The 24,831-nt window shown below is 69.7% G+C and carries 17 protein-coding genes and 1 pseudogene; 9 read left to right on the top strand and 9 right to left on the bottom strand.

What is annotated here, in order from left to right:
- Positions 1-15 precede the first annotated feature (15 nt).
- Positions 16-1,737, bottom strand: a complete 1,722-nt coding sequence (locus QEG98_RS12325; RefSeq protein ID WP_316566880.1) for a hypothetical protein — start codon at positions 1,735-1,737, stop codon at positions 16-18.
- 208 nt (positions 1,738-1,945) lie between these two features.
- Between QEG98_RS12325 and QEG98_RS12320 the strand changes: the two genes are divergently transcribed.
- Positions 1,946-3,406, top strand: coding sequence for a serine hydrolase (locus QEG98_RS12320; RefSeq protein ID WP_316566879.1), 1,461 nt, complete (start codon positions 1,946-1,948; stop codon positions 3,404-3,406).
- A gap of 73 nt (positions 3,407-3,479) precedes the next feature.
- Here QEG98_RS12320 and QEG98_RS12315 read toward each other — a convergent pair whose 3' ends face one another.
- Together QEG98_RS12315 and QEG98_RS12310 are read right to left on the bottom strand one after the other, a co-directional pair.
- Positions 3,480-5,168, bottom strand: coding sequence for a glutamine--tRNA ligase/YqeY domain fusion protein (locus tag QEG98_RS12315; protein ID WP_090489609.1), 1,689 nt, complete (start codon positions 5,166-5,168; stop codon positions 3,480-3,482).
- A gap of 178 nt (positions 5,169-5,346) precedes the next feature.
- The gene (locus QEG98_RS12310; RefSeq protein ID WP_316566878.1) at positions 5,347-6,504 is read right to left on the bottom strand and encodes a glycosyltransferase; all 1,158 of its coding nucleotides are present in this window, start codon (positions 6,502-6,504) and stop codon (positions 5,347-5,349) included.
- A 199-nt stretch (positions 6,505-6,703) separates the two neighbouring features.
- Between QEG98_RS12310 and QEG98_RS12305 the strand changes: the two genes are divergently transcribed.
- Positions 6,704-7,600: an alpha/beta hydrolase gene (locus QEG98_RS12305; protein ID WP_316566877.1), complete on the top strand. Its 897-nt coding sequence runs from the start codon at positions 6,704-6,706 to the stop codon at positions 7,598-7,600.
- On the opposite strand, the gene QEG98_RS12300 is transcribed toward QEG98_RS12305, so the two are convergent.
- Positions 7,570-8,319 carry an arginyltransferase gene (locus QEG98_RS12300; protein WP_316566876.1) on the bottom strand — a complete coding sequence of 250 codons (750 nt, stop codon included), beginning with the start codon at positions 8,317-8,319 and terminating at the stop codon, positions 7,570-7,572. The two genes, QEG98_RS12305 and QEG98_RS12300, sit on opposite strands and share 31 nt — an antisense overlap.
- A gap of 198 nt (positions 8,320-8,517) precedes the next feature.
- Between QEG98_RS12300 and QEG98_RS12295 the strand changes: the two genes are divergently transcribed.
- The 3 genes from QEG98_RS12295 to QEG98_RS12285 all read left to right on the top strand — a co-directional run bounded on the left by QEG98_RS12295 (position 8,518) and on the right by QEG98_RS12285 (position 11,128).
- Positions 8,518-8,772, top strand: a complete 255-nt coding sequence (locus QEG98_RS12295) for a hypothetical protein (protein ID WP_316566875.1) — start codon at positions 8,518-8,520, stop codon at positions 8,770-8,772.
- Between the two features lie 65 nt (positions 8,773-8,837).
- Complete coding sequence (locus QEG98_RS12290; RefSeq protein WP_171443547.1) at positions 8,838-9,689, top strand: glycosyltransferase family 2 protein; 852 nt, start codon at positions 8,838-8,840, stop codon at positions 9,687-9,689.
- Complete coding sequence (locus tag QEG98_RS12285; protein ID WP_316566874.1) at positions 9,686-11,128, top strand: pyridoxal-dependent decarboxylase; 1,443 nt, start codon at positions 9,686-9,688, stop codon at positions 11,126-11,128. The genes QEG98_RS12290 and QEG98_RS12285 overlap by 4 nt, the downstream gene beginning before the upstream one ends.
- On the opposite strand, the gene QEG98_RS12280 is transcribed toward QEG98_RS12285, so the two are convergent.
- Both QEG98_RS12280 and QEG98_RS12275 read right to left on the bottom strand, forming a co-directional pair.
- Positions 11,118-12,416 (bottom strand): carbamoyl-phosphate synthase, encoded by a 1,299-nt coding sequence (locus tag QEG98_RS12280; protein ID WP_316567875.1) that lies wholly within the window; start codon positions 12,414-12,416, stop codon positions 11,118-11,120. The genes QEG98_RS12285 and QEG98_RS12280 overlap by 11 nt on opposite strands.
- A 139-nt stretch (positions 12,417-12,555) precedes the next feature.
- The gene (locus QEG98_RS12275; RefSeq protein WP_316566873.1) at positions 12,556-13,374 is read right to left on the bottom strand and encodes a methylase; all 819 of its coding nucleotides are present in this window, start codon (positions 13,372-13,374) and stop codon (positions 12,556-12,558) included.
- 24 nt (positions 13,375-13,398) lie between these two features.
- Here QEG98_RS12275 and QEG98_RS12270 point away from each other — a divergent pair, with 24 nt between their 5' ends.
- Positions 13,399-14,451, top strand: a complete 1,053-nt coding sequence (locus QEG98_RS12270; RefSeq protein ID WP_316566872.1) for a hypothetical protein — start codon at positions 13,399-13,401, stop codon at positions 14,449-14,451.
- 20 nt (positions 14,452-14,471) lie between these two features.
- On the opposite strand, the gene QEG98_RS12265 is transcribed toward QEG98_RS12270, so the two are convergent.
- Positions 14,472-16,007, bottom strand: a complete 1,536-nt coding sequence (locus tag QEG98_RS12265) for an MBL fold metallo-hydrolase (protein ID WP_316566871.1) — start codon at positions 16,005-16,007, stop codon at positions 14,472-14,474.
- Between the two features lie 235 nt (positions 16,008-16,242).
- Here QEG98_RS12265 and QEG98_RS12260 point away from each other — a divergent pair, with 235 nt between their 5' ends.
- Together QEG98_RS12260 and thrS are read left to right on the top strand one after the other, a co-directional pair.
- Positions 16,243-18,006 (top strand): OPT/YSL family transporter, encoded by a 1,764-nt coding sequence (locus tag QEG98_RS12260; protein WP_410478001.1) that lies wholly within the window; start codon positions 16,243-16,245, stop codon positions 18,004-18,006.
- A gap of 278 nt (positions 18,007-18,284) precedes the next feature.
- On the top strand, positions 18,285-19,487 hold the full coding sequence (gene thrS, locus QEG98_RS12255; RefSeq protein WP_316566869.1) for a threonine--tRNA ligase: 1,203 nt from the start codon (positions 18,285-18,287) through the stop codon (positions 19,485-19,487).
- Between the two features lie 51 nt (positions 19,488-19,538).
- On the opposite strand, the gene QEG98_RS12250 is transcribed toward thrS, so the two are convergent.
- On the bottom strand, positions 19,539-19,976 hold the full coding sequence (locus tag QEG98_RS12250; RefSeq protein ID WP_237079351.1) for a CBS domain-containing protein: 438 nt from the start codon (positions 19,974-19,976) through the stop codon (positions 19,539-19,541).
- 188 nt (positions 19,977-20,164) lie between these two features.
- Between QEG98_RS12250 and msrB the strand changes: the two genes are divergently transcribed.
- Positions 20,165-20,587, top strand: a complete 423-nt coding sequence (msrB, locus tag QEG98_RS12245) for a peptide-methionine (R)-S-oxide reductase MsrB (protein WP_090489950.1) — start codon at positions 20,165-20,167, stop codon at positions 20,585-20,587.
- A gap of 72 nt (positions 20,588-20,659) precedes the next feature.
- Here the strand turns inward: msrB and purL are convergent.
- A pseudogene (gene purL, locus QEG98_RS12240) lies at positions 20,660-24,565 on the bottom strand (phosphoribosylformylglycinamidine synthase).
- Positions 24,566-24,831: the final 266 nt, after the last annotated feature.

Below are 24,831 nucleotides of genomic sequence, written 5' to 3'. Positions count from 1 at the left end.
GGCACGCTCGCGGGCCTACCGGGAGGTGACGTGCAGCGCCGCGGGGAACGGCGTCGGTGTCTTCGCCTGCCCCGCACCGGTGACGAAGACCCCCCGGGGGCCCGGCGCCGCGTCCGCCTGCACGGACACCAGGATGCGGATGGCCGCCACCGGCCCGGGATAGGTGTTCCCGGGCACCGCGTAGTCCACCGACTTCATGTCCTGCACCTGGACGGTGATGCCGCCCCCGTCGAAGGCCACAGTCGGCAGCGCGGAGATGTCGGGCAGCAGCGCGGTCAGCACCATGGGGACATTCGTGTCACCGGCCCTCACCGTCGGGGCAATCAGGGTGCTGTTGCTGGCCAGGTTCATGGGCACGCCCATCAAGTTGGGCACGTGGGTACCGGCCAGGGCGCTGAACACGCTGGAATGGAAGAGCTGTAGCGGCTGCGCCAGCTCCGTGGACGGCACGCCCACGCAGTCCTGTACCGGCGCGCGGGAGGGCTGCGCCAGTCCCATGCCGGTGATTTGCATGAGGAAGGTCTGCGCCACCTGCCCGGCCCAGCGAATCTTCTGGCCGTTGATGGTGATGTCGGAGACGGTGTAGCGCTTGTTCGGCGGCACCCGGAAGGTGGCGTGCAGGATGTAGTTGCCCGGCATGGGCCTGCCATCCGGGTCCGTCAGCGACGAGGTGCCTCGGACGATGGTCCAGAACTCCGCCGCGCTCGTCTGGTCCGGCGTCTGGTAGCCAGAGAAGTCTGGCATCTGGATGTAGAGCCCGGGCGGATTGGCCAGGGTGGCCTTGTTCGACGGCCGCTGCGGATTGGGCGGCGCGACGAGCTGATTCACGGACAGCCCGATGTGCGGGTCGCTGTTTCGGGCGGGCTGGCCATACTGCGCGCAGCAGATGAGCGTCTGCGCATTGGAGTTGCCCACGGGACGCGGCACCGTCGCGGCCGAGGCGAGCCCGATTTCCGTCTGGAGCGTGTTGGGCGTGCTCGTCAGGTGCATGGCGCCACCCTGGCTCGCCGTGGACACCGGCCCGCTGTTCCACCTGTTGAGTGGGTTGTACGCGGGGCGTCCCGTGGACGGGTCCTCCACCGGCCGTCCCGTGGACGGGTCCATCAGATACAGGTCCTCCAGCGCGATCTGCCGCTTGCCCAGGGTGGAGCGATACAGCTCCAGCACCTTGTTCGGGTCCACCGCCCACAGCGTGTTCCAGTACTCCGGATTCTCACACGTGAAGTCGATGCGGAGGATGTTGCCCTGGCTGTCGCGCTCGACGCTCCATTCGCAGTATTCGTCCTGCCAGCCCCGAGGGCCGAAGGGGCCGTAGTGGCTCACGTCCCCGGAACAGGGATTGGTGATTTGCGGCAGGTCCGAGAATGGCGTTCCATCCTTCGTCCGGCCCGTGTCCGCCAGGGCCAGCAGGTCCTCCTCCGGCAGTACCAGCCCCTTGGCATTCGTCCCACCCTGCCCGCCGAAGTAGAAACCCAGACGGCCGGGGAACGCATTCCACTGGATGGCGGCGTAGCTCCCCTGCGCCGTGTCCGTCTGCGCGGGGTTGAAATACCAGGTATTGTTGGCGGAGTTGGACATGTTCCACGGGTTGCCCGTGATGCCCTGGTCGGTGAAGCCCGTGAGGTTGAAGTTCCATGCCTCGTTGAGCTTCTTCTGTGCTGTCGGGTCCTCGGGAAAATCAATCTGGTTCGCCGGGGCCAGGAAGCGATGCACGCCATCGGGGGAAGGCTTTGCCATATCATGGGCTCCTTTTTCGACAGCCATTGACGCCAACCCTTGTCGTGCATGAATGACTGTCTATGCAAGACACCCCTTCACTTCTCATGAACAAGCGTCCGACAGAAAACCCGACTTCTGGACTAAGGGAAAACCGGGGCGGCCCGTGAAAACAGCTGCAATCACCCGCATCCCCGCACGTACTGCGCGAAAAGAAGGGGAGGTCTGAATGAGATGGCTGAGCGCGCGCCTCATGGGCGCACTGGTGGCTTGCGTGCTGGTGGCGCCGGTGGCGGAGGCGGCGAACCGGAAGCAGGAGGTAGACCGGTACATCCATGGGTTCCACCAGAAGGGCCTGTTCAACGGGACGGCGCTCGTGGCCCATGAGGGAGGCCTCCTCCTCAAGAAGGGCTACGGCTCCGCGAACCTCGAGTGGAAAGTGCCCAACGCGCCGGATACGAAGTTCCGCATCGGCTCCATCACCAAGTCCTTCACGGCGACCGTCATCCTGCAGCTCGTCGCCGAGGGAAAGCTCCAGCTCGATGACCCCATCACGAAGCACCTGCCGGACTACCGGGGCGACACCGGCGGGCGCGTCACCCTCACCCACCTGCTGAACCACACCTCCGGCATCCCCAGCTACACGTCGGCCCCCCAGTTCCGGGCCGACTCGGTCAACCCCTATGGCGTCGCGGAGTTCGTGAAGAAGTCCTGCAGTGGCGACCTGGAGTTCGAGCCCGGCACGAAGTACGCGTACAACAACTGCGGCTACTACCTGCTGGGCGCCCTCATCGAGAAGCTCACCGGCCAGACGTATGCGCAGGCCGTGCAGGCGCGCATCTTCGGGCCGCTGGGCATGAAGGACTCCGGCTATGACGTCACCGCCACGGTGCTGCCCAAGCGCGCCAGCGGCTACACGCCCAGGCCGGGCGGGTACGTCAACGCGCCCTACATCGACATGGGCCAGCCCTATGCCGCCGGCGCGCTGTACTCGACGGTGGAGGACCTGTACCGCTGGGACCGGGCCTTCTACGGCGACGCGCTGATGCCCGCGGAGCTCAAGCAGAAGATGCTCACCCCGGGCCTTCAGCACTACGGCTTCGGCTGGGCCATTGCCCCCGTGCAGTTGCATGACGGCAAGACGAAGCTCCCAGGCATCTTCCACAGCGGCGGCATCAACGGCTTCTCATCCCTGCTGGTCCGCGTGCCCGAGCGCAAGGAGGTCGTCATCCTCCTCGACAACGCGACCCACGGCGACCTCCAGGAGATCGCAAGCGGCGTGCTGAGCATCCTCCATGGCATCGCCCCCCGGCAGGCCCGGATGCCCATCGGCACCGTGATGATGGAGTCTCTCGGCAAGGGCTCCACCGCCGAGGCCATCGCCCACTACCGCGCGCTGAAGAAGACGAAGGAAGCCCAGTACGACTTCAGCGAATCGCAGTTGAACACGGTGGGCTACCACCTCTTGCGCGACGGGCGCGTGGCGGATGCCATCGAGGTGTTCAAGCTCAACGTGGAGACGTTCCCCAAGGGGGCCAACGGCTACGACAGCCTCGGCGAGGCCTACGCCGCCCACGGCGACAAGGAACAGGCCATCGAGAACTACCGCAAGTCCCTGGAGCTGGACCCCAAGAACGAGAACGCGGTGAAGATGCTCAAGGAGCTCGAGCAGCCCGCCGCGACGCGGTAGGCCGCGAGCCTTCCGAAGAAAGCACCGGACCGGGTGCCGCCAGCGTGGGCGGCACCCGGAAGCACGCCAGGGACTACTTCCCCTTGGCCTGCTCCTTCGTCCATGAGTCCTTCAGCGTCACCGTGCGGTTGAAGACGGGCTTGCCCGGCTTCGAGTCCTTCGGGTCCACGTAGAAGTACCCGGTGCGCTCGAACTGGTAGCGCGACTCCACGGCGGCATCCACCAGCATCGGCTCGACGCGGGCGTCGCGCAGCGTCTGGAGGCTGGCCGGGTTGAGGAACGTGGTGAAGTCCTTGGACTCGTCCGCGTCCGGCGCCTCCACGGAGAAGAGCCGGTCATAGAGGCGGACCTCCGCGATGGGCGCGTTGCCGGGCACCCAGTGCAGCGTGCCCTTCACCTTGCGGCCATCCGGCGCGTTGCCGCCGCGCGTGGCCGGGTCATACGAGCAGCGCAACTCCACCACGTTGCCCGCGGCGTCCTTGATGACCTGCTCGCACTTGATGAAGTACGCCGAGCGCAGCCGCACCTCCTTGCCGGGCGCCAGCCGGAAGAACCCCTTCGGCGGGTCCTCCATGAAGTCGTCCGCCTCGATGTACAGCTCGCGCATGAAGGGCACCTGGCGCGTCCCCATCTCCGGCTTCTGCGGATGGTTCTGCACCTCCAGCAGCTCCGTCTGCCCCTCCGGGTAGTTCTCCAGCACCACCTTCAGCGGGCGCATCACCGCCATGGCGCGAGGGGCCGTCTCGTTGAGGTCCTCGCGGATGCACAGCTCCAACAGGCTCATGTCGATGAGCTGCTGCGCCTTGCCCACGCCCACGCGCGTGGCGAAGTCCCGGATGGACGCCGGCGTGAAGCCACGGCGGCGCAGGCCGGTAATCGTCATCATCCGGGGGTCATCCCACCCGGCCACGAAGCCCTCCGTCACCAGCTTGAGCAGCTTGCGCTTGCTCATCACCGTGTAGTTGAGGTTCAGCCGGTTGAACTCGTACTGGTACGGCCGGTCCCCGCTGACGAGGCTGTCGACAATCCAGTCGTACAGCACGCGCCGGTTCTCGAACTCCAGCGTGCAGATGGAGTGGGTGATGCCCTCAATCGCGTCCGACAGGCAGTGCGCGAAGTCGTAGAGCGGGTAGATGGGCCACGCGTCGCCGGTGCGGTGATGGTGCGCGTGACGGATGCGGTAGATGGGCGGGTCGCGCAGCACGGGGTTGGGCGACGCCATGTCGATCTTCGCCCGCAGGGTGTGCTGGCCGTCGGAGAACTCGCCCGCGCGCATGCGGTGGAACAGGTCCAGGTTCTCCTCCACGGAGCGCTCGCGGTACGGGCTGTTGCGCCCCGGCGTGGTGAAGTCGCCGCGGTACTCGCGAATCTCCTCCGGGGACAGGCTGCACACGTACGCCTTGCCCTGCTTGATGAGCTGCACGGCGAAGTCGTAGAGCTTCGGGAAGTAGTCGGACGCGAAGAACTTCCGGTCCTCCCACTCGAAGCCCAGCCACTTCACGTCACGCTGGATGGCCTCGACGTAGTCGGTGTCCTCGGTGACGGGGTTGGTGTCGTCGAAGCGCAGGTTGCACTTGCCTCCGTATTGCTGCGCCAGCCCGAAGTTGAGGCAGATGGACTTGGCGTGGCCGATGTGGAGGTAGCCGTTGGGCTCGGGCGGGAAGCGGGTGTGCACGCGGCCCGCGTACTTTCCCGTCCGCTGGTCTTCCTCGATGATTTCCTGGAGGAAGTTCAGGCCCTGCGTTTCGTTCGTCGTCGTCATGATGGGGGCGAATCCTCGTGAAGCAGCCGGGAGCCGGCAAGGGATTCCTGCTCCAGGTGCCGCCCGGCCGGGCCTCCGGGACGAAGGTGGACGTCCCGAAGCCGTGCAGGGGAACCCCCGAGAGGGCTCATTTCATCCCCCCGTCCGGAAGGCGGGGGACCGGGCCCCTCTCCCGCTGTCAGAGCGACGAGAGCAGGGACTCCCAGGCCTTGAGGGCGCGGTCGGCGGACAGCTCCTCGGAGCGGCGCCGGGCCCGGGCGGACAGGTCGGCCCGGTGCACGTCGTCCTGGACGATTCGCGCCAGGGCGTCCGCCAGCGCCTGGGGCTGCTCCATGGGCACCAGGACGCCGTGCTTGCCGTGCTCCAGCACCTCCGCGGGGCCGGAGGGGCAGTCGGTACTGACCACGGGACAGCCCAGGGCCAGCGCCTCCAGCAGCACCATGGGCAGCCCCTCGAAGCGCGAGGACAGGGCGAAGGCCGCCGCCCGCCGCATCAGCGCATGGGGGTTGGGCGCGAAGCCCGGCAGGAAGACGGAGTCCTCCACGCCCAGGGACTTCACCAGCGCCTTCAGCTCCGCCTCCAGCGAGCCTTCCCCCAGGATGAGCAGGTGCTGGTCCACCCCGGCCTGGCGCATCAGCGCGTGGCTCCGGATGAGCACGTCGAAGGCCTTCTGGTGCTCCAGCCGCCCCACGGCGATGACCACGGGCTTGCGGAAGACGGGCTCCGCCCAGGCGGGCAGCGGGTGCTCACCGGCGGCGCGCACCCGGTCGCCGTCCACGAAGTTGGGGATGACGTGGAGCTGCTCGGGCCCCACCGGCACCAGGTCCCGGAAGGCCTTCGCTGAGTCGTGGCCGCACGCGACGATGCGGCTCATCCGAGGGTAGAGCCACCGCAGCCCCCAGAGCTGCCGCCGGGGCTGCTCCAGGTGGAAGGCGCCCCAGTCGAAGTGAATCATGCCCACCACGGGCTTGCGCAGCAGCTGCCCCGCCAGGCACGCCAGCAGCGCCGCCCGGCCCTCCTGCCCCGCCACGATGACGTCCACGTCGCGCGCCTCGCGCACCAGCCGCCAGAAGAAGCGCGGCAGCATGCCCCGCCGGTACTCAAAGGCGTCGGTGCCCCACACCACCTCGGTGCGCTGCGGAATCCGGTCGCTCTGGCTCTTCGGATGGGGCCGGTGGTGGAAAAACATCTTCGTGTCGAACCGGCCGGGGTCCAGCCCCGTCAGCACGTTGCACACGGACCGTTCGATGCCGCCCGAGCCCAGGAACACCAGCGTGAACAGCACCCGCTTCCGAGCGGCTACTGGAGGCGCCTCGCCCTGTGTCGTTACGAGCATCACCCGCACTCTCACGTGCTTCGAGACACCGCGGTCCAGGACCTTCGGAGTGACAGGACTCCCCCCGGCTCCAACCTGACCCACCCGCGGTGTAGCCAACTTGCATTCGCTCCGCCACCCCCTCGGCTCAGCTAGGGTTCGCTTTATTCCAAGCCAATCCTAGATATCCGTGAAAACACGCACTCAAGTCCGCTGTCTCATGGCGCTGGCGCCCCTCTGCGTGTCGCTCGCCGCGGCGGGATATCTCGTGGTGAACGGTCATCGCATCGGCCAGGGCCTGCTGCATCCGCCGCCCATTCCGGTGACACGTCCCCCGGCGGAGCCGGCGTTGTCGCCACTGAAGGACGTGGCCTTCACCACGTCCGACGGGGTGCCGCTCAAGGGTTGGTACGTGCCTTCCCGCAACCGCGCCGCGGTGGTGCTGGTACACGGCTTCGCGGACAACCGCGCGCAGCTGCTCTTCGAGGCCCGGACGCTCGCGGGCGCGGGCTACGGTGTGTTGCTCTTTGATTTGCGCGCGCACGGCGAGAGCGGCGGCGACACGGTGACGTGGGGAGACCGGGAGCGGCGCGACGTCACGGCGGCGCTGGATTTCGTCTCAGGGCGCCCGGACGTGGACCCGGGACGGTTGGGCCTCTTCGGCTTCTCCATGGGCGGCACCACGTCGCTCCTGGTCGCCAGCGAGGACGCGCGGGTGAAGGCGGTGGCCGCCGCGGGGGCGTATCCCGCGCTGGAGGCGGACATCTACGCGGGCTATGGCCGCTGGGGTGCGATGAGCGCGGAGCCGGTGCTGTGGGCCCTGCGCCGCGCGGGCGTGACGGTGGACGCGGTGCGCCCCATTGACGGGATGTGCCGGCTGGGCGGCCGGCCGCTGCTGCTGGTCAACGGCGACGTGGACCCGGACGCGCCCGCGAAGCTCCAGGCCAGCCTCTTCCAGGCCGCGTGTGAACCCAAGTCACTCTGGGTCGTCGAGGGCGCGGGCCATGGCCAGTACGCGCGTGTGGCGCCGGAGGAGTACGCGCGCCGGCTGCTCCAGCACTTCGGCGCGGCGCTCCAGGCCCTGCCTCAGGCCTCCTCGGGCGGCGCCACCCAGTGAGGCGCCGCGTCCAGCGCGGGCCGCTCCTCCAGCAACTCGTGCGGGCGGAAGGCGCCCTTGTAGCGCAGGGACGCGCAGGCCAGCACGCGGTAGCCCAGGTAGACGTGGGGGATGCCCCGCGCCTTCGCCAGCTCCACCTGGTGCAGCACGTTGGCCGTGCCCAGCGACAGGTGCGCGTAGGCGGGGTCGTAGAAGAAATACACGGCGCTCCAGGCGCGCGGCGTCTCGTCGCAGATGCCCACGCCCACCAGCCTGGGCCCGCCCTCCGCGCCGTCGTCGTACCACGCCACCTCGCGCGCGGACGGGTGCGGATAGGAGAACTGGAGCGAGTACTCGCGCGCGGTGATGGGTGACGGCTCCCATTCGCGCTTGGTCTCGCGCTCCGAATGCCACTGGCGATACAGCGCCAGCCGCGCGTCATCCACACGCGGCGGCCCCACCTCCACGCGCAGGTGCGCGCACGCGGCACGCGCGCGGCGCTGGCTGCGGTTGGGCCGGAAGCCCTCCACGGGGATGCGCAATGACACGCAGGCATTGCAGCCCACGCAGGCCGGCCGGAAGTACACCAGGCCGAAGCGGCGCCAGCCTCGCACCAGCAGGTGCTCGTACTCCTCCGGCGTGACGTCCTCCAGCACGAGGTTTTCGAGCGAGGCCTCCCGCTCCGGCAGGTAGCTGCAGGCCCGGGGCTGCTCGACTTCGTGTGCCAGGAGGAACGCCATGCGTGGCCTGTTCCTGTCGCGACCGTCGTCCCGCGTCAAGTCTGACCCGGTGCCCCGAAGCCACCACTTCCGGGCGAGCCCCCGCTTCTCAGAGGGAAAAGCGTCGTACGCGGCACGCCCGTCTGCCCAGCCGGCAGGCTGGCATGACGTCTGCACAACCAACGGCCAGCCTCGCGGAGTCGAGGCAGGAGGATGACCATGGCCCGCCACCGCACACAGCCTTCGCTGAACCGCCTGTCGCATTGGGATTTCGGTCGAGCGGACAGGCAGGTCCGTGCGGCCACTGGCAGCCATGACTGGGTGGTCGTGAGCGCCACATCTCCCTCGCGTCCGAGTGGCCATCGCCAGAATCCGGACATTCCTGTCCTACTGGCGGCGGTCCGGGCACAGGTCGAGTGCGACCCAGAAGCGGTGAATGGAGTGGATTTCGACCTGGAGTTCGCGAGCTACTGATGTGACGGGATGGCGCGCGGGCGCGCGGCTTCTCAGGCGTGGCCGCCAACGCGTATAAGTCCGCCATGTCCGTCATTGACGTCTCGGTGGTGATGCCCACCCACAAGCGGGAGAAGGAAGTGGTGGAGGCCATCCGCTCGGTCCTCCGCCAGGAAGGGGTGAACGTCGAGGTCCTCGTCCTGGACGACACGCCCGAGGGCACGGCGCGCGAGGCGGTGGAAGGGCTGAAGGACGAGCGGGTCCGCTACCTGGTGAACGACCCGCCGTCGAAGGGCCGCCCGGCCGTGGTGCGCAACCACGGCGCCACGCTGGCCCGCGGGCGCTACCTGCACTTCCTGGATGACGACGACATGCTCGCCGAGGGCGCGCTGCACGCCATGGTGAGCGCGCTGGACGCGCGGCCGGACGCGGGCGTGGCGGTGGGCTGGGTGGTGCCCTTCGGCGACGACGCGGACTGGCTCAAGGACAAGAGCGAGTACTTCGAGTGGGCCGCCCAGGTGGGCGCCAGCACGCCCAACAGTGCGTGGACGGTGGCTCACATCCTCTTTCGTGGCACGCTGTATGTGAACTCCGCGTGCATGGTGCGCCGCGAGCACTTCGCCCCGCTGGGCGGCTTCGACGCCACCATCCCCGTCTACGAGGACGTGGACTTCTACCTGCGCGGCATCCGCGCGTTCGGCCACGTCTACGTCAACCGGCCCATCCTGCACTACCGCACTGGCCGGCCGTCGCTGATGCACAACCTGGGCAAGGACGGCACGCTGGTGGTGCAGTCCAACGAGATGATTCACGGCAAGTACCGCAAGACGAACGGCATGCTGGAGTACCGCCTCATGCAGGCCGCCCTGCGGGTGCTGCCCTTCGAGGTCGCCCGCCGTCTGCCGCTGCGCCTGCGCAACCAGGGCCGCGCGTCATGAGCCTCAAGAGCCGGCTTCTCGGGACGGCCAGGCGCCAGGTGAAGCAGACGCTGCGCCCGGTACTCCAGCGGGCCATGGCCCCCGCGCGCAACCACATCCCCGCCTCGCACTGGGGCCTGCGGGACGTGCCCGGCCAGGGCCTGAGCCTGGAGGGTGTCCCGCTGGCGCAACTGGTGGAGCGCTGGGGCTCGCCGCTGCACGTGGTGCACATGGCGGCGCTGCGCCGCAACGCGGAGCGCTTCCTCGCGGTGCCGCCGGGGCGCACGGGCGGCTGCGAAGTCTATTACTCGTACAAGACGAACCCGGTGCCCGGCGTGCTGTCCTTCCTGCACGGCCTGGGCGTGGGCGCGGAGGTCATCTCCGCCTACGAGATGTGGCTGGCGCTGAAGCTGGGCGTGCCCCCGGAGCGCATCGTCTACAACGGCCCGGTGAAGTCGGAGGCCTCCGTGCGCGAGGCCATCTCCCGGGGCATCCAGTTGCTGGCCGCCAACCACGCGGAGGAGATTGCCGTCTTCGCCCGGCTGGCCGCGGAGCTGGACCGCCGCCCGCGCGTCGCCGTGCGGGTGACGACGAACAGCGGCTGGTCCGCGCAGTTCGGCACGCCCATCGCGGGAGGCGCCGCGCTGAGGGCCTACCAGCAGGCGCGCGGCTCGAAGCACCTGGACGTGGTGGGCCTGCACGCGCACCGTGGAGAAACCATCCGCACGGAGGGCGACTTCACGGCCTTCGTGGAGTCGGTGCTCGACTTCACGGACACGCTGCACCAGGAGCTGGGACTGGACTTGGAGGTGCTCGATTTGGGCGGCAGTCTCAACACGCCCACCGTCCAGCACATCGCCGAGCGCGACTGGCGCCTCAACCTCACCTTCTTCCGCGACGTGCCCGCGCCCGACCCGGCGGCGTCGCTGTCCATCGACCGCTACGTGGCGCTGGCGGTGGAGATGGTGGAGACGCACTACGCGCGGCGCGGCCGTCAGCGTCCCCGCATCTTCCTGGAGCCGGGCCGCGCCATGACGGGCGACACGCAGCTCTTGCTGGGCCGCGTGCACGCGCTCAAGGCGGGAGAAGACAGGACGTGGGCGGTGCTGGACGCCGGCATCAACCATGCCGAGTGCGTGCGCAACGAGTACCACCAGCTCTTCCACGTGAACCGGCCGGACGCGCCGGCCGACAAAATCTACACGGTGGTGGGCCCCATCTGCACGCCGGGCGACACGCTCTACCACGCGAAGCGGCTGCCCGAGCTGCGCGTGGGAGACACGCTGGCCATCATGGACGCGGGCGCCTACTTCGTGCCCTTCGCCACGTCCTTCTCCTATCCCCAGCCGGCCATCATCGCGCTGGAGGACGGGAAGGAGCGGCTGCTGCGGCGCGCGGAGACGTTCGATGACCTGGTGACGTTCGACGCGCCGGACAGCCGCGCCGCGCTCACCGGTTGAGCACCATCATCCGGATGAAGGCCCGGGGGTGGCGCGCGGAGCCATAGAGAATCTGCGCCACCTCCACCGCGGTGGGCATCAGGTCATCCGAGTCGATGAGCGGGTCCACCGCCACGTCCCGGTGTGACGCCAGCCAGCTCCTCCACTGGCGGGCCTCGTCCTCCGGCAAAGCACCGGACAGCCGCTGGAGGTTGAGCAGCATCTCCAGCGCGATGCGGTTGCAGAACACCTCGCCATTGCCGCGCCAGTCACGCGCGGCCCGCAGCTCGCGGCGCAGGGCATCCCGGTCCCCCAGCGCGGCGTGGTAGGCCAAGAGCGGCAGCGGCAGGCCCCGGGCGATGTCGAAGCCCATCTGCCCGTAGTAACGCGGGTTGAAGTCGATGAGGAGGAAGTCGTCCTTCGTCTGGATGAACTCCACCTCGAAGACGCCGTGGTAGCCCAGGCGCTTGCACAGACGCTGGAGCCCCGCGGCCAGTTCCTCGCGCACCGGGGCGGATTCGAAGCACACGCCCACACCCAGCCGCCGCGGACGCTGGAGCACCTTCATGGCGCCGCGCACCTCGAACAGCTCGCCCGTCTCGTCCACGAAGCCGGAGAGGCTGTAGATGCCCTCCGCCGCCTCCGGGTGGAACTCCTGCACCATGGGGCGCGACACCGCGGGGTCGAAGCGCACCAGCATGGGCGCGTACCCGTCTCGCGAGAAGGCGCGGTACTCCTCCGCGAGCTGCTCGGGCGCCTGCACCGGCTGTCCCTTGCGGTGGGTGGAGTAGAGAATCTGCGTGGTGGGCTTGATGAGGACCGGGAAGCGCGCCTCGCGGGACACCACGTTCAGGTCCGCTTCCGATTCGGGGAACCAGGTGCGCGGCAGCTTCAGGCCCACTGCCTGGCCCACCTCGAAGAGCTTGCGCTTGTTGAGCAGGCCGTAGACGGCGTCGACGCCCGGGTCGTAGAGGTGGAAGTACTCCGACAGCGCCTCGCGGTGGACGGACACCAGCCACGCCAGCTCATCGCTCGTCGGATAGAGCACGTGCCGCATCGGCTCGCGGCGGCCCAGGTCCATCAGCCACTCGATGAAGGCCTCGGCCTGGGACTCCGGAGGACACTGCACGCGGCGGCCCACGAAGCGAGACCAGCTCGCGGGCCCCAGCTTGCCGGGGTCCGCCACCGTGACGTCAATGCCATTGCGTCCGAAGCAACGCGCGGCCGCGAGCGTGCCGTAGAAGCCCGCGGAGAAGAGCAGCACGGACGGACGGCCCTCCATTCGAACCTGGGGTGCCTGCTCCAACATGACGGTGTCGTTCTCCCGCTGCGTTCCCGGCACGCCTCACGCGAAGGAGAGGAGGTGCCGTTTCAAGTCCTGGTCGCGCGAAGGATAACCGCACGCCACCCCACTTGGCTTCCCTCGGCTGCGCCCTCTCCTTCAGTCGTCAAGAACAGACGCCCCCCTTGGGCCTCCAAACAATGTAACCCTGGGACAAGAGCCACGGGTCGGTCGCCACTCCCTCCATGCGTGCGGAGAGCCCCAGTGCGGCTTCGCGAAACGCATCGGGTGGGTGCGTATGGCCCAGGGTCCGCGCCTGCTGCCAGGCGGCGCTCCATGCGGAGAAGAAGTCATGGATGGGCTCCCCCGGGCGTACCCGGCGGCGCAAGTCCCGGGGCAGCCAGTCCCGGAAGAGCATGGGCGCGAAGCCCAGGCTGAAGTCGGTGTGGAACAGGAGTGCTTCGCGCAGCGGCAGCTCCGCGCCCTCCCCAACGCCGCGGCGCAGCAGGTGCGCGGCCATCACCGCGCCCGTCGCATCCGCGCTCCCCTCCACCAGCAGGCCCGACGGCAGCAGGTAGCGGGTCAGGGTGCGGTGCACCTCGGGGACACGCTCGGGAGGGCCCTGGCGGAGCAGGTTCATGGCCCGCACCAGCCGGGCGGGCTCGTCGGGGCGAAGGGGCAGCGCGAAGCCGCCCTCGCGGAAGGACGTGCGGGCATCCGCGTCCGCCTGCGCCGCCCGCGCACGCGCCGCGTCCAGCTCCACGCCCACCACGGCGAGCTCCGGGTTGAGCGCGCGAAAGGCCTGGGCACTCTCCAGCGTCGTCCATGGGTGCTCGCCGAACCCCACGTCGACGAAGACCGCGTGTGCCCAGGGCCCGTCACGGCGTTCGAGCAACGGGCGCTCGAAGCGGCACAGGAACGCGTCCAGCGCGCGCAGGCGCCCGCGCGACGTCCGTCCCCGTGTCTTCGTGTCCAGCGGTGGCATGGTGCGCTCTTGGGTGAGTCTGGCGTGGCCGTCAAGCCCACCCCACTCCATCCCCCGATTTTCGCCGGACGCGGCGGCCTCCTAGAGTGGAACCACCGTGGAAGCCTCGTCCCCCAGGCCTGCCCCCGCTGCCAGTCACCTCGCGCCGCCGGGCCGGAGTGCCCCCGCTGCGGCATCATCTACGCCAAGGCGGAGGCCCGGGCGGCGCGGCAGCGCGAGGAAGCCCCCGCAGTGGCGCCCGGGGAACCACCGCCGCTCGTCGACCCCGCCTGGCTGGCGACGCCCGACCTGCGCCCGGACGTGCTGCCACCGGAGACGCCCGCCTGGGACGGCGACGCCGAGGAGGCCGCGTTCGAGCACCGCCTGCGCACCTGGGCCATCCCCGTGGCGCTCCTGGTGTCCTACGTGGCGCTGAACGGCAACTTCAGCGCCTTCGCGGCCCGGCTCATCACCATGCCCTTCCATGAGCTGGGCCACGCCATGACGGCCTGGTTCTGCGGCCGGTCCGCGTTCCCCACGCTGTGGAAGACGGCCATCTTCGGCCGCTCCTATCTCCTCGCGCTGATGCTCGCCGCGGCGCTGGGCGCGTGGGCGTGGTGGGGGTGGAGGCGCCGTCAGTGGCTGTGGGTGGCCTGCGGCGCGAGCCTGCTGGCGCTTCAAGCCGTGGGCACGCTGCTGCTGTCGCCGCAGACGGTGGACATGCTCATCACCTTCAACGGCGATGGCGGGATGATGGTGCTGGGCACGGTGATGATGCTGACCATCTACGCCCCGGCGGGCAGCTACCTCCACAAGCAGGCCCTGCGCTGGGGCTTCCTGGGGCTCGGCGCGCTGTCGCTCGTGGACGGCCTCCTCACGTGGTGGAAGTCGAAGAAGGACTTCAACGCCATCCCCTTCGGCAGAATGGAAGGCGTGGGCCTGAGCGACGCCAGCAAGCTGGTGGGGATGCCCCACAACTGGGGCGAGCACCAGCTCATCGGCAGGTACCTGACGGTGGCCACCGTGTGCTTCGCGGTGGTCGCCGGGGTGTACGTGGTGCAGTTCGTGCGAGGCAGGGCCCGGCTCGCCGCGCGCTGAGTCCCCGCGCGGCGGACACGTCACGCCGCGTCGCCGAAGGGCCACACGAAGCCAGGGTGGCGCACCACCTCCGGCGTCCTCGCGCCCTTCCAGCGCAGCGACTCTCCCGGCCGCAGCACCAGGGGCCTGGGAACGTCCTTCATCGTCCGCCGGACCTCGGCGAGCCGCTCCGGATAGGGGTCCGCGTCCGGGTTCTCATCCAGGTGACTGGCGCCGCTCACGGGCTCGCCGGGATAGCCCGCGTAGCGAGGCCCCATGCCCTCGCGCCAGTACCAGGGCGCCCCGCCGTCCGCACAAGGCACCACGTAACGCGCGCCCAGCAAGGCGCCATAGCGCAGCGCCTCCTCTGGCCCGGCCATGAGCCGCTGCGGCGCCTTCAACATGGCGCGGGGGACGTTGACCAGGAACGCCTCCAGCGTGGTGAAGCCAAAGAAGATGGGCGCCAGCCGGAAGCCGCGGACGCCGCAGAAGAGCACGTCCACTGGCGCCTCGCGGCGCACGCGCCGGCACACCGCCGCCATGTCTCCGCGCACGTCGTGCCCCGAGTCCGCGAAGAACGCCGCGGAGAAGCCGGGCGCCCGCACCAGCCACGCGTTGCCCTCATTGAAGAGGTCCGGGTACGGGCCTTCTCCATCCGTGGGCTGCTCGCCGTAGAACGGCAGCGCGCGCACGGTGACGTCGCCCACCTGCCGGGACTCGCCCCAGCGCAAGGGCTCCACGCGCGTGAAGCCCAACTGCGCCAGCCGCAGGGCACAGTCCGTGGAGAAGAGACTCTCACGCGCCACCGCCGGCACGAAGATGCGCGTATCGCGGGGCAACTGGAGCAATGAGCCCAGGTGGAAGTGGTCCCCATGTGAATGGGTGATGACCACCGCGTCCACGCGTCCCACGTCGCGGGGCTGCATCGGCGGATAGCCCGGCGCGTCCACCGCGCCCTCGGGCCGGAAGTACGGGTCCACCAACACACGTCCCTCGCGGCCCGCGACCAGCACCGTGTTGTGCCCCACGAAGAGCGCGCCGGGCGCGGGCACGTCCACGGGCGCTTCATGGCGCACGAGCCAGCCCGCCTGCCCCAGGTCCGTCACCAACTCCGCCAGCACGGGCAGCGCCGCGAAGGCCCGAAGCTCCGCGCGCGTGGCGCCGCGCGCGAGCGCCGCGAAGAAGTCCGCCACGGCGGGCCACTCGGACGCACGCACGGGTACATCCAGGCCCAGTTCCTCCTGGCGAAGGTGCAGCACGCGCGGCCGGTGTCGCGTGGCCACCGGGAACAGCACGTCGGGACGCAACACGCGTCGGCCCATGCGCCGCTGCTTGCCCACGCACAGCGCGGCATAGCGTGGGGTGTCTTCCAGCCAACGCACCAGCGCCTCCGCATCGTGCAGCGCGCCCTCGCGCCCCAGCGTGGCGACGTGCCGCTTCAGTGGGAGAAAGGCCCGGCGGACAGGACGCGCGGTGGGGCCCTGGATGCTACAGCCCAGGTCCGCGTGGTGGTCGTCCTCCGTCCGGGCCGAGGCAAGCACAGCCAGACTGACGCCCCGGTTCAGGGTGAATCGCATGACGGCGGATGTTGCCACGCGTCACGCGCGGTGCGGCGTTTCTCCAACGTTCGGGCGAGCGGGCGGCCCGTCCCCCTCACCCGACGGCCCAGGTTGTGACAGGAGCGTGGAAGGCCGGTACCCTTGCCTTCGAATGTCATTGTCAGCCCCCTCGCTCCCCCCGGAGCCCCCTCCCCCGTCCTCGGGCGGCGCCCTCGCGGAGCCCTCCCAACGTCGCTTCCACTGGCTACCCCCCGTGGGGACGTGGAAGTACCACCTGCTGCTGAGCGCCGTGGCCCTGTTCATCCTGGGGCCCCTGGGCGGCATCGCCGCCTCGTACATGAACTTCAGCGTGGGCTTCTTCGTCGGCGGCCAGGTGCTGGCCGGCATCCTCGGCAGCGCCGTCACCTACGGGTACGGCGCGGAGGGCAAGCACGGCGCCAACTACATGCAGACGATGGCCGCGTCAGTGGCCTCGCTGTGCGCCATGTCCGTGCTCATCCAGTCCATGGTGTGGCTGGGCATGGAGATGCCCGCGGCCTGGCAGCTCATGCTCTTCGTCGGCTGCGTGGGCATGTTCGCCGTGGGCGTGGGCATGCTCTACACGCCGCTGCTCGTGGACAAGCTCCAGCTCGACTATCCGTCCGGGCTGGCGGTGGCCAACATCCTGCGCGCCCTCACGGACAAGCGCCTGCTCAAGGCGTCCATCTCCAAGCTGGGCGGCGGCACCCTGCTGGGCGCCCTGGCGGCGTGGATGACGGAGAAGGTGGCCTTCGTCTCCTCCATCGGCACCAGCGCGGCGACGCTGGGCGCGGGCATGATTGTCGGCAGCCGCATCACCGTCCCCGCCATCGTGATGGCCGTCATCGGCGCGGTGCTGGTGCCCACCCTCCGTGAGATAGGGTGGCTCGGCCCTCAGGACCCGTTCCGTAAAATCGGCTTCGTCATCGGCCTGGGGATGATTTGCGGCGCGGCCGTGGTGGACCTGTCGCTGCTGGCGGTCCAGGCGGCGAAGCGCATCCGCGAACGGGCCTCGGTGAAGGACGAAGGGGAAGAGGAGTCCTGGAAGAAGGTCAACATCCCCCGGCTGCTGGCCTGGGTGGGTGTCTGGGGCGGCGCGACGCTGGTGGTGGGCACGCAGGTGCTGAATCAGCCCGTCGGCTGGCTCCTCTTCGGCATGCTGCTGGCCCTGCTGTTCGTGCTCATCAACGGCATCTCGTTCGGCATCACCGACCAGAACCCCATCTCCAGCGCCTTCGTCATCTCCGTGCTGATGATGTCCATGATGGGCCTGCGCGTTCCGCTGGTGGGCATGATGGCCGCCACCATCCTGCTCATCTCCACCTCGGTGGGCTGCGACATGCAGCAGGACCGCTCCACCGGCTGGCGCCTGGGCACCAACCGCGTCACCCAGTTCCGCTATCAGGTGCTGGGCGTCATCATGGGCGCGCTGCTGTGCGTGGGCCTGGCGCGCGTGTTCATGACCGCCTATCCGGCGCTCACCATCAACCAGTTGGACAACCCCAACGCCGAGGTGGGCCAATGGGGCTCCGCGATGACGTACAAGCTGGTGGGCGCCATCCGCGACCTCGGCTCGCTGTCGCAGGCCGTCGTGAATGCCCTGCTCCTCGGACTGGCCATCGGCTTCATCTACGAACTGCTGCGCAAGGTGGTGCGAGGCAACGCGCGCTACCAGCGGTACGTGAAGGGTTCCCGAAAGGGCTTCGCCGTCGGCTGGACGGTGGACGCCATCCTGCTCCCCAGCCCCTACGCGTCGTCGTTCGGCGGCTTCGTGGCGTTCCCGGTGTCGCTGTGGTTCGGCGCGGGCGGCATCGTGACGTCCGTCTGGAACACGTTCTCCAAGCGTGGAGAGCCCGCGGTGGGTGGCAGCCCGGGTGAAGGCGAGGCCCTTCCGGAGGACATGAGCACCATGTCCCTCATGGGCGGTGGCCTCATCGCCGGTGAGTCGCTGTTCTTCCTCATCGCCGGCCTCATCGGGCTCGCGTCGCTGTTGGCGTAGCAACACCTGCACGGGCCCTCCCAGTAGCGCAGGGTCCGTGCAGGGGCCGAGTTGACAATTCTCCGAGCCCCTCGCATCTTCTTCGCCGTGAGCTTCGTCATCACCACCACGACCACCGGCACCACGACTCGCTTCGGCGGGCGTGGAGCCGTGCGCGTCACGTGGTGAGCTGACGAACGCACGGTCCCCTGCCCCGCCTTCTCCGGCCGGGGCAACCGTGCGCTCGCTCAGCGCTCCGACCGGATGGCGTTTCACCCTTCCGAATCGGAGACGAAGCAATGCTCGACGAACACGACCACCGCGCGCTGGGCCAGCGCCTGGACCTCTTCCACCTGCAGGAAGAGGCACCCGGCATGGTGTTCTGGCACCCGCGCGGACTGGTGCTGTACCGGCTGCTGGAGGAGCACGTCCGCCAGCGCATGCGCCGCGAGGGCTACCAGGAAGTCCGCACCCCACAGCTCTACGCGCAGCCCTTGTGGGAGCGCAGCGGCCACTGGGACAACTTCCGGGAGAACATGTTCCTGGTGGAGGACGGCGCGCGACACCTGGGCGTGAAGCCGGTGAGCTGCCCCGGCCACATCGAACTGGTGCAGCGCATGGCGCCCAGCTACCGCGACCTGCCGCTGCGCCTGGGCGAGTTCGGCCTGGTCCACCGCGCGGAGCCCGGCGGCGCGCTCCACGGCCTGTTCCGCCTGCGGCAGTTCACCCAGGATGACGGCCACATCTTCTGCGCCGAGCCGCAGGTGGTGCCGGAGGTCGTCCGCTTCGCGCGCTCGCTGAGGGACTTCTACGCGGGCTTCGGCTTCGACGACGTCCAGGTGGCCTTCTCCGGCCGGCCCGCGTCGCGAGCGGGGCGCGATGAGCTCTGGGACAAGGCCGAGTCCTGGCTCCTCCTCGCGGCGAAGGAAGCGGGGCTCCAGTGCCACATGCAGCCGGGCGAGGGGGCCTTCTACGGGCCCAAGCTGGAGTTCGTCCTGAAGGACCGGCTGGGGCGCGCGTGGCAGTGCGGAACCATCCAACTGGACCTCGTGCTGCCGGAGCGCTTCGACCTCCACTACGTCGACGCCTCCGGGGCCCGCGTCCGTCCGGTGATGCTTCACCGCGCGCTGCTCGGCAGCCTGGAGCGCTTCATCGGCGTCATGCTGGAACACCACGGCGGCGCGCTGCCGCCCTGGCTGGCGCCGCAGCAGGTGGTGGTGGCCGCCGTGGGTGAAGGCGCGGGCGACTACGCCGAGCGCTTCGCCGCGAAGCTCCAGGAGGCGGGCTGCCGCGCCAGCGTGGACCGGCGGGGTGAATCCCTGTCCCGCAAGGTCCTGGATGCCCACGCGGCGGGCGTCCCATGGCTGGTGGTGGCGGGCGCACGCGAGGTGGCCGCGGGCAACGTCCGCCTGCGACAGCGGGACGGCGCGCAGCGGGACGTCCCGTGGGAGGATGCCGCGGCGGAGCTCGTATCGTCGTGCCGTCCGGCCCCGGACGCCTGAGGATGACACCAGGGCGCGAGCGGTGAAGCCCACCGCTCGCGCCCCGTCGCTTCAGACCTGCTGGAGCCGCTCCAGCACCTCGCCCGCGTGCAGGACTTCCTCTGGCACCGTGGCCAGGTCGTCCAGGCTCAAGAGCCCCACCGGCCGCCGCTCACCGTCCACCACCACGAGGCGGCGCACCATCTTCTCCTCCATCACCTGTTCCGCCACCTCGAGCGTCGCGTCCACGTCGCAGGTGATGACCGTGGCCGTCATCACCTCGCGCACGGGCGTGGTGTTCGGGTCCTGCCCCAGCGCCGCGGACCGCACCGCGATGTCCCGGTCCGTCAGCATACCCACCAGCTGCCCACCCTCCAGCACCGGCAGGGAGCCGATGTTGCACGTGCGCATCCTCAGCGCCGCGGCCCGGATGGGCTCGCCCGCTTCGATGGTCTCCAGGTTCTTGGTCATCAGCTCGCCAATCCGCATTGCACGCTCCTCGCTTTGCATGACGCCCCTCCCACTCCCGTTGAACCCCGGCGCCCCGCCGTCGCCTCCCGGATTGCGCCTGGCCCTGGAGCGAGGAGCCGGGCGAGTTCCCTCACACCTTGCTGCCCACCAGGCGCGACGCTGGGGCAGGATGCGCATCTGAAGTGCGCGTGGGCCCCGGTCCGGGCCCGGACAAGGAGCAGGAAGGCATGGTCGACAAGCTCACCCTCAGCGACGACGAATGGCGCAAGCGCTTGAGCCCCCAGGAGTATGAAGTCCTCCGCCGCCAGGGCACCGAGCGGCCTGGCTCCGGGTGCTTCCTGGGCACGAAGACACCCGGCACCTACGTGTGCGCGGGCTGCGGCAATCCCCTGTTCAAGGCGGGCACGAAGTTCGAGTCCGGCACGGGCTGGCCGTCCTTCACGCAGCCGGTGGCGCCCGACGCGGTGGCGGAAATCCAGGACGTCTCGCACGGCATGATTCGCACCGAGGTCCGCTGTGCGCGCTGCGACGGGCACCTGGGCCACGTCTTCCCCGACGGCCCCCCGCCCACCGGCCTGCGCTACTGCATGAACTCGGTGTCCATGAAGCACGTCCCCGAAGGCCAGCCGCTGGAGCTGGTCAAGGCATAGCCTCCGCACGGAACGAGTGAGCGGGCCGGATGCTGTCCCGGCCCTGCTCCCCGCCCAGCGAACCCGCGGCGCTCAGCCCAGCCAGACGCGGGCGTTGCGGAACATGCGCATCCAGGGGCCGTCGTCGCCCCACTCGCGAGGTCGCCACGAGTGCTGCACGGAGCGATGCACCCGCTCCGGGTGCGGCATGGTGATGGTGAAGCGCCCATCCCGCGTCGTCAGACCGGCGATGCCGTGGGGTGAGCCATTGGGGTTGGCGGGATACGATTCCGCCACGCGCCCGTGGTTGTCCACCCAGCGCGTCGTCACCAGCCCCAGCCCGTTGACGCGGGCGGCGTCCTCCGCGCTGGGGAACTCCGCGCGGCCCTCGCCGTGCGAGGTGACGATGAGCATCCGGCTGCCTTCCATGCCCTGGTAGAAGAGCGACGGCGTCTTCGACACCTCCACCAGCGACAGGCGCGCCTCGTACTGCTCGGAGGCGTTGCGCACGAAGCGGGGGAAGTGCTCCGCGCCCGGGATGATGTCCTTGAGCTGCGACATCATCTGGCAGCCGTTGCACACGCCCAGGCCGAAGCTGTCCGGCCGCGCGAAGAAGGCGGCGAAGGCGTCTCGCGCGCGAGGGTTGAAGAGGATGGACTTCGCCCACCCGCCACCCGCCCCCAGCACGTCACCGTAGGAGAAGCCGCCGCACGCCAGCACACCCTTGAAGCCTTCGAGCGACACCCGCCCCGACAGGATGTCACTCATGTGGACATCCACCGCGGCGAAGCCCGCCCGCGTGAAGGCAGCGGCCATCTCCTGCTGGCTGTTGACGCCCTGCTCGCGCAGCACGGCCACGCGAGGACGAGCCCCTTCGCGATGAAGGGCGCGGCCACGTCCTGGGCCGGGTCGAACGTCAGCTTCGGCGACAGGCCCGGGGCCGCCGCGTCAGTCCTCGCGGCGGACTCCTGCTCCGCACAGGTGGGATTGTCGCGCAGCTTCTGCATCTCGTAGCTGACGCGAGACCACGTGCGGCGCAGGGACAACGTGTCCTCCGCCAGCAACGTGTCGCCGCCGTGGCGCACCCGCACCTGCAACGCCGTCACCGGGCGGCCCAGCTCGTGGACATCCCGTGACAGGCCCTGCTGCGCCAGCACCTCGCGCACGCGCGCCACATCCGAGGCGCGCACCTGCACCACCGCGCCCAGTTCCTCGTTGAAGAGGGCCGCCGCCACGTCACCGCCCAGCGGCGCCAGGTCCACATCCAGTCCGCAGCGACCCGCGAAGGCCATCTCGCACAGCGTGGCCCACAGACCGCCGTCGGAACGGTCGTGGTACGCCAACAGCGAGCCGCTTTCGCTGAGCGCCTGCACCGCGGCGAAGAAGCCACGCAGCAGCGCCGGGTCCTCTACGTCCGGGCTCTCCGGCCCCACCTGCCCGTTGACGTGCGCCACCACGGAGCCGCCCAGCCTCTGCTTCCCGCGCGCCAGGTCGATGAAGAGCAGCCGCGTGTCGTCCGCCACGTCCACCAGTTGCGGCGTCAGGGACTTGCGCACGTCCAGCACCGGCGCGAACGCGGAGATGATGAGCGACACCGGCGACGTCACGGCCTTGCGGGCACCGCCCTCCTCCCAGACGGTGCGCATGGACATGGAGTCCTTGCCCACGGGGATGGTGAGGCCCAGCGCGGGGCACAGCTCCATGCCCACCGCGTGGACGGCGGCGTAGAGGCTGGCGTCCTCGCCCGGGCTGCCCGCCGCGGCCATCCAGTTGGCGGACAGCTTCACGTCGGACAGCTTGCCGATGCGGGCCGCGGCGATGTTGGTGAGCGCCTCGCCCACCGCCATGCGCGCCGAGGCCGCCGCGTCGATGAGGGCCAGCGGCGTGCGCTCGCCCATGGCCATGGCCTCGCCCGTGGTGCTCGTCACGGTGGACAGCGTCACCGCGCAGTCCGCCACCGGCACCTGCCAGGGGCCCACCATCTGGTCCCGGCTGCTGAGCCCGGACACGGTGCGGTCGCCAATGGTGATGAGGAAGCTCTTGTCCGCCACCGTGGGGTGGCTCAACACGCGCTCCGCCAGCACCGCCAGCGAGCCATCCAGCGTCAGCGGCGCGAACGACACCGGGCGCGACGTCACGTCGCGGTGCATGCGCGGCGGCTTGCCGAAGAGCACGTCCATGGGCAGGTCGATGGGCGCGTTGCCGAACTGCGTGTCCCCCAGCTTCAGGGTCTGCTCGGCGGTGGCGTCACCCAGCACGGAGAAGGGCGCGCGCTCCCGCTCGCACAGCGCGGCGAAGCGGGCCAGGTCCTCTGGCGCCACGCCCAGCACGTAGCGCTCCTGCGCCTCGTTGCACCAGATCTCCACCGGCGACATGCCCGGCTCTGCGTTGGGCACCGCGCGCAGCTCCAGGCGCCCGCCCAGGTCGTTGTCGTGGGCCAGCTCCGGCACCGCGTTGGACAGACCGCCGGCGCCCACGTCGTGGATGGAGCGGATGGGGTTCTTGTCGCCCAGCGCCCAGCAGCTGTCGATGACCTCCTGGCAGCGCCGCTCCATCTCCGCGTTGTCCCGCTGCACGGAGGCGAAATCGAGGTCCGCCGCGCTCGCGCCCTGCGCCATGGAGGACGCCGCGCCACCGCCCAGGCCGATGAGCATCGCGGGCCCCCCAGGACGATGAGCTTGTCACCCGGCTGCAGGCGCCCCTTCTGCACGTGCGGCGCGCGGATGTTGCCCAGGCCACCGGCAATCATGATGGGCTTGTGATAGCCCCGCACCTCCACGCCATCGGGCGTGGGGACCTGCACCTCGTAGCTGCGGAAGTAGCCCGTGAGGTTCGGCCGGCCGAACTCGTTGTTGAAGGCCGCGCCGCCCAGGGGGCCGTCCACCATGATGTCCAGCGCGGAGACGATGCGGTCCGGCTTGCCGTAGGCCTGCTCCCAGGGCTGCTCGAAGCCGGGGATGCGCAGGTGGCTCACGCTGAAGCCGGTGAGGCCCGCCTTGGGCCGGGCGCCACGGCCGGTGGCCCCTTCATCGCGAATCTCGCCGCCCGCGCCGGTGGCGGCGCCCGGGTACGGGGAGATGGCCGTCGGGTGGTTGTGCGTCTCCACCTTGATCATGATGTGGGCCGGCTCGCGCACGGAGCCCCACTCACCGGTTTCGGGGGACGGGAAGAAGCGGTCCACCTCGAAGCCTTCGATGACGGCCGCGTTGTCCTTGTACGCGCCGAGCACGCCTTCCTTGTGCTGGACGTAGGTGTTCTTGATGGCCTGGAAGAGCGAGCGCTCCTGCGGCTTGCCGTCGATGGTCCAGCTCGCGTTGAAAATCTTGTGCCGGCAGTGCTCGCTGTTGGCCTGCGCGAACATCATCAGCTCGACGTCGGTGGGGTTGCGCTTCAGCTCGGTGAAGCGCGCCACCAGGTAGTCCATCTCGTCGTCGGCCAGGGCCAGGCCCAGCTCGCGGTTGGCGGTCACCAATGCCGCGCGGCCTCCGCCCAGCACGTCCACCGTCGTGAAGGGCCGGGGCGTGTGCCCGGCAAACAGGATGGCCGCGTCTTCGAGACGCCCCACCACCGCCTGCGTCATCCGGTCATGCAGCACCGGCTTCAGGCGCTCCAGTTCCGCGTCCTGCAACGCCTGCCCGTCGGGGCCCGCGATGAAGAAGGCGGTGCCGCGCTCCATGCGCCGCACCCGTTCGCCCAGGCCGCAGTTGTGGGCAATGTCCGTCGCCTTGGAGGACCAGGGGAGATGGTGCCCGGCCGAGGCAGCACGAGCAGCAGGCTGCCGGCGCGCGCCCCCGTGGCCACGCGGGGCCCGTAGTCGAGCAAGCGGCCCAGGGTGGCCAGGTCCGCCTCGGAGAGGGGCGCCGGAGCGTCGATGAGGTGCACGAACTCCGCATAGACGGATGAAACGGAGGGCACCCGCTCACGGCACTGGGCCAGGAGCTTGGCGAGCCTGAAATCAGAAAGGGCCGGAGCCCCACGCAGGGTGTGCATGCTGGACATGGGTCGAGATCGTGGCTCTGGGTAACAGCGGGGCCGTCCTTATCACCGTGTGTCGGCCCGGCGCGTGAAGAGTTCGCGCCGGGATGCCTGACGGACATGCGGGCAGGAGCCACAGTAGGTGTCAGCCGCACGTCAGAGCCTGCGCAGCGCTCGTGACAAAGCGGGAAGCACCGCCAACAGACTTACCGGTCCCCCAGGGCGCCGGACGGGGCATCGCAGGAGCAAGCAACCTTCACGCTCCTCCAGGGCCCCCGCGCGGGATGCCC

The organism is Myxococcus sp. MxC21-1, assembly GCF_032612255.1.
In the GTDB taxonomy this organism is placed as follows: Bacteria; Myxococcota; Myxococcia; order Myxococcales; family Myxococcaceae; genus Myxococcus; species Myxococcus virescens.
Note: the sequence above shows the minus strand (reverse complement) of the source record. Positions and strands in the feature narration are given on the sequence as shown.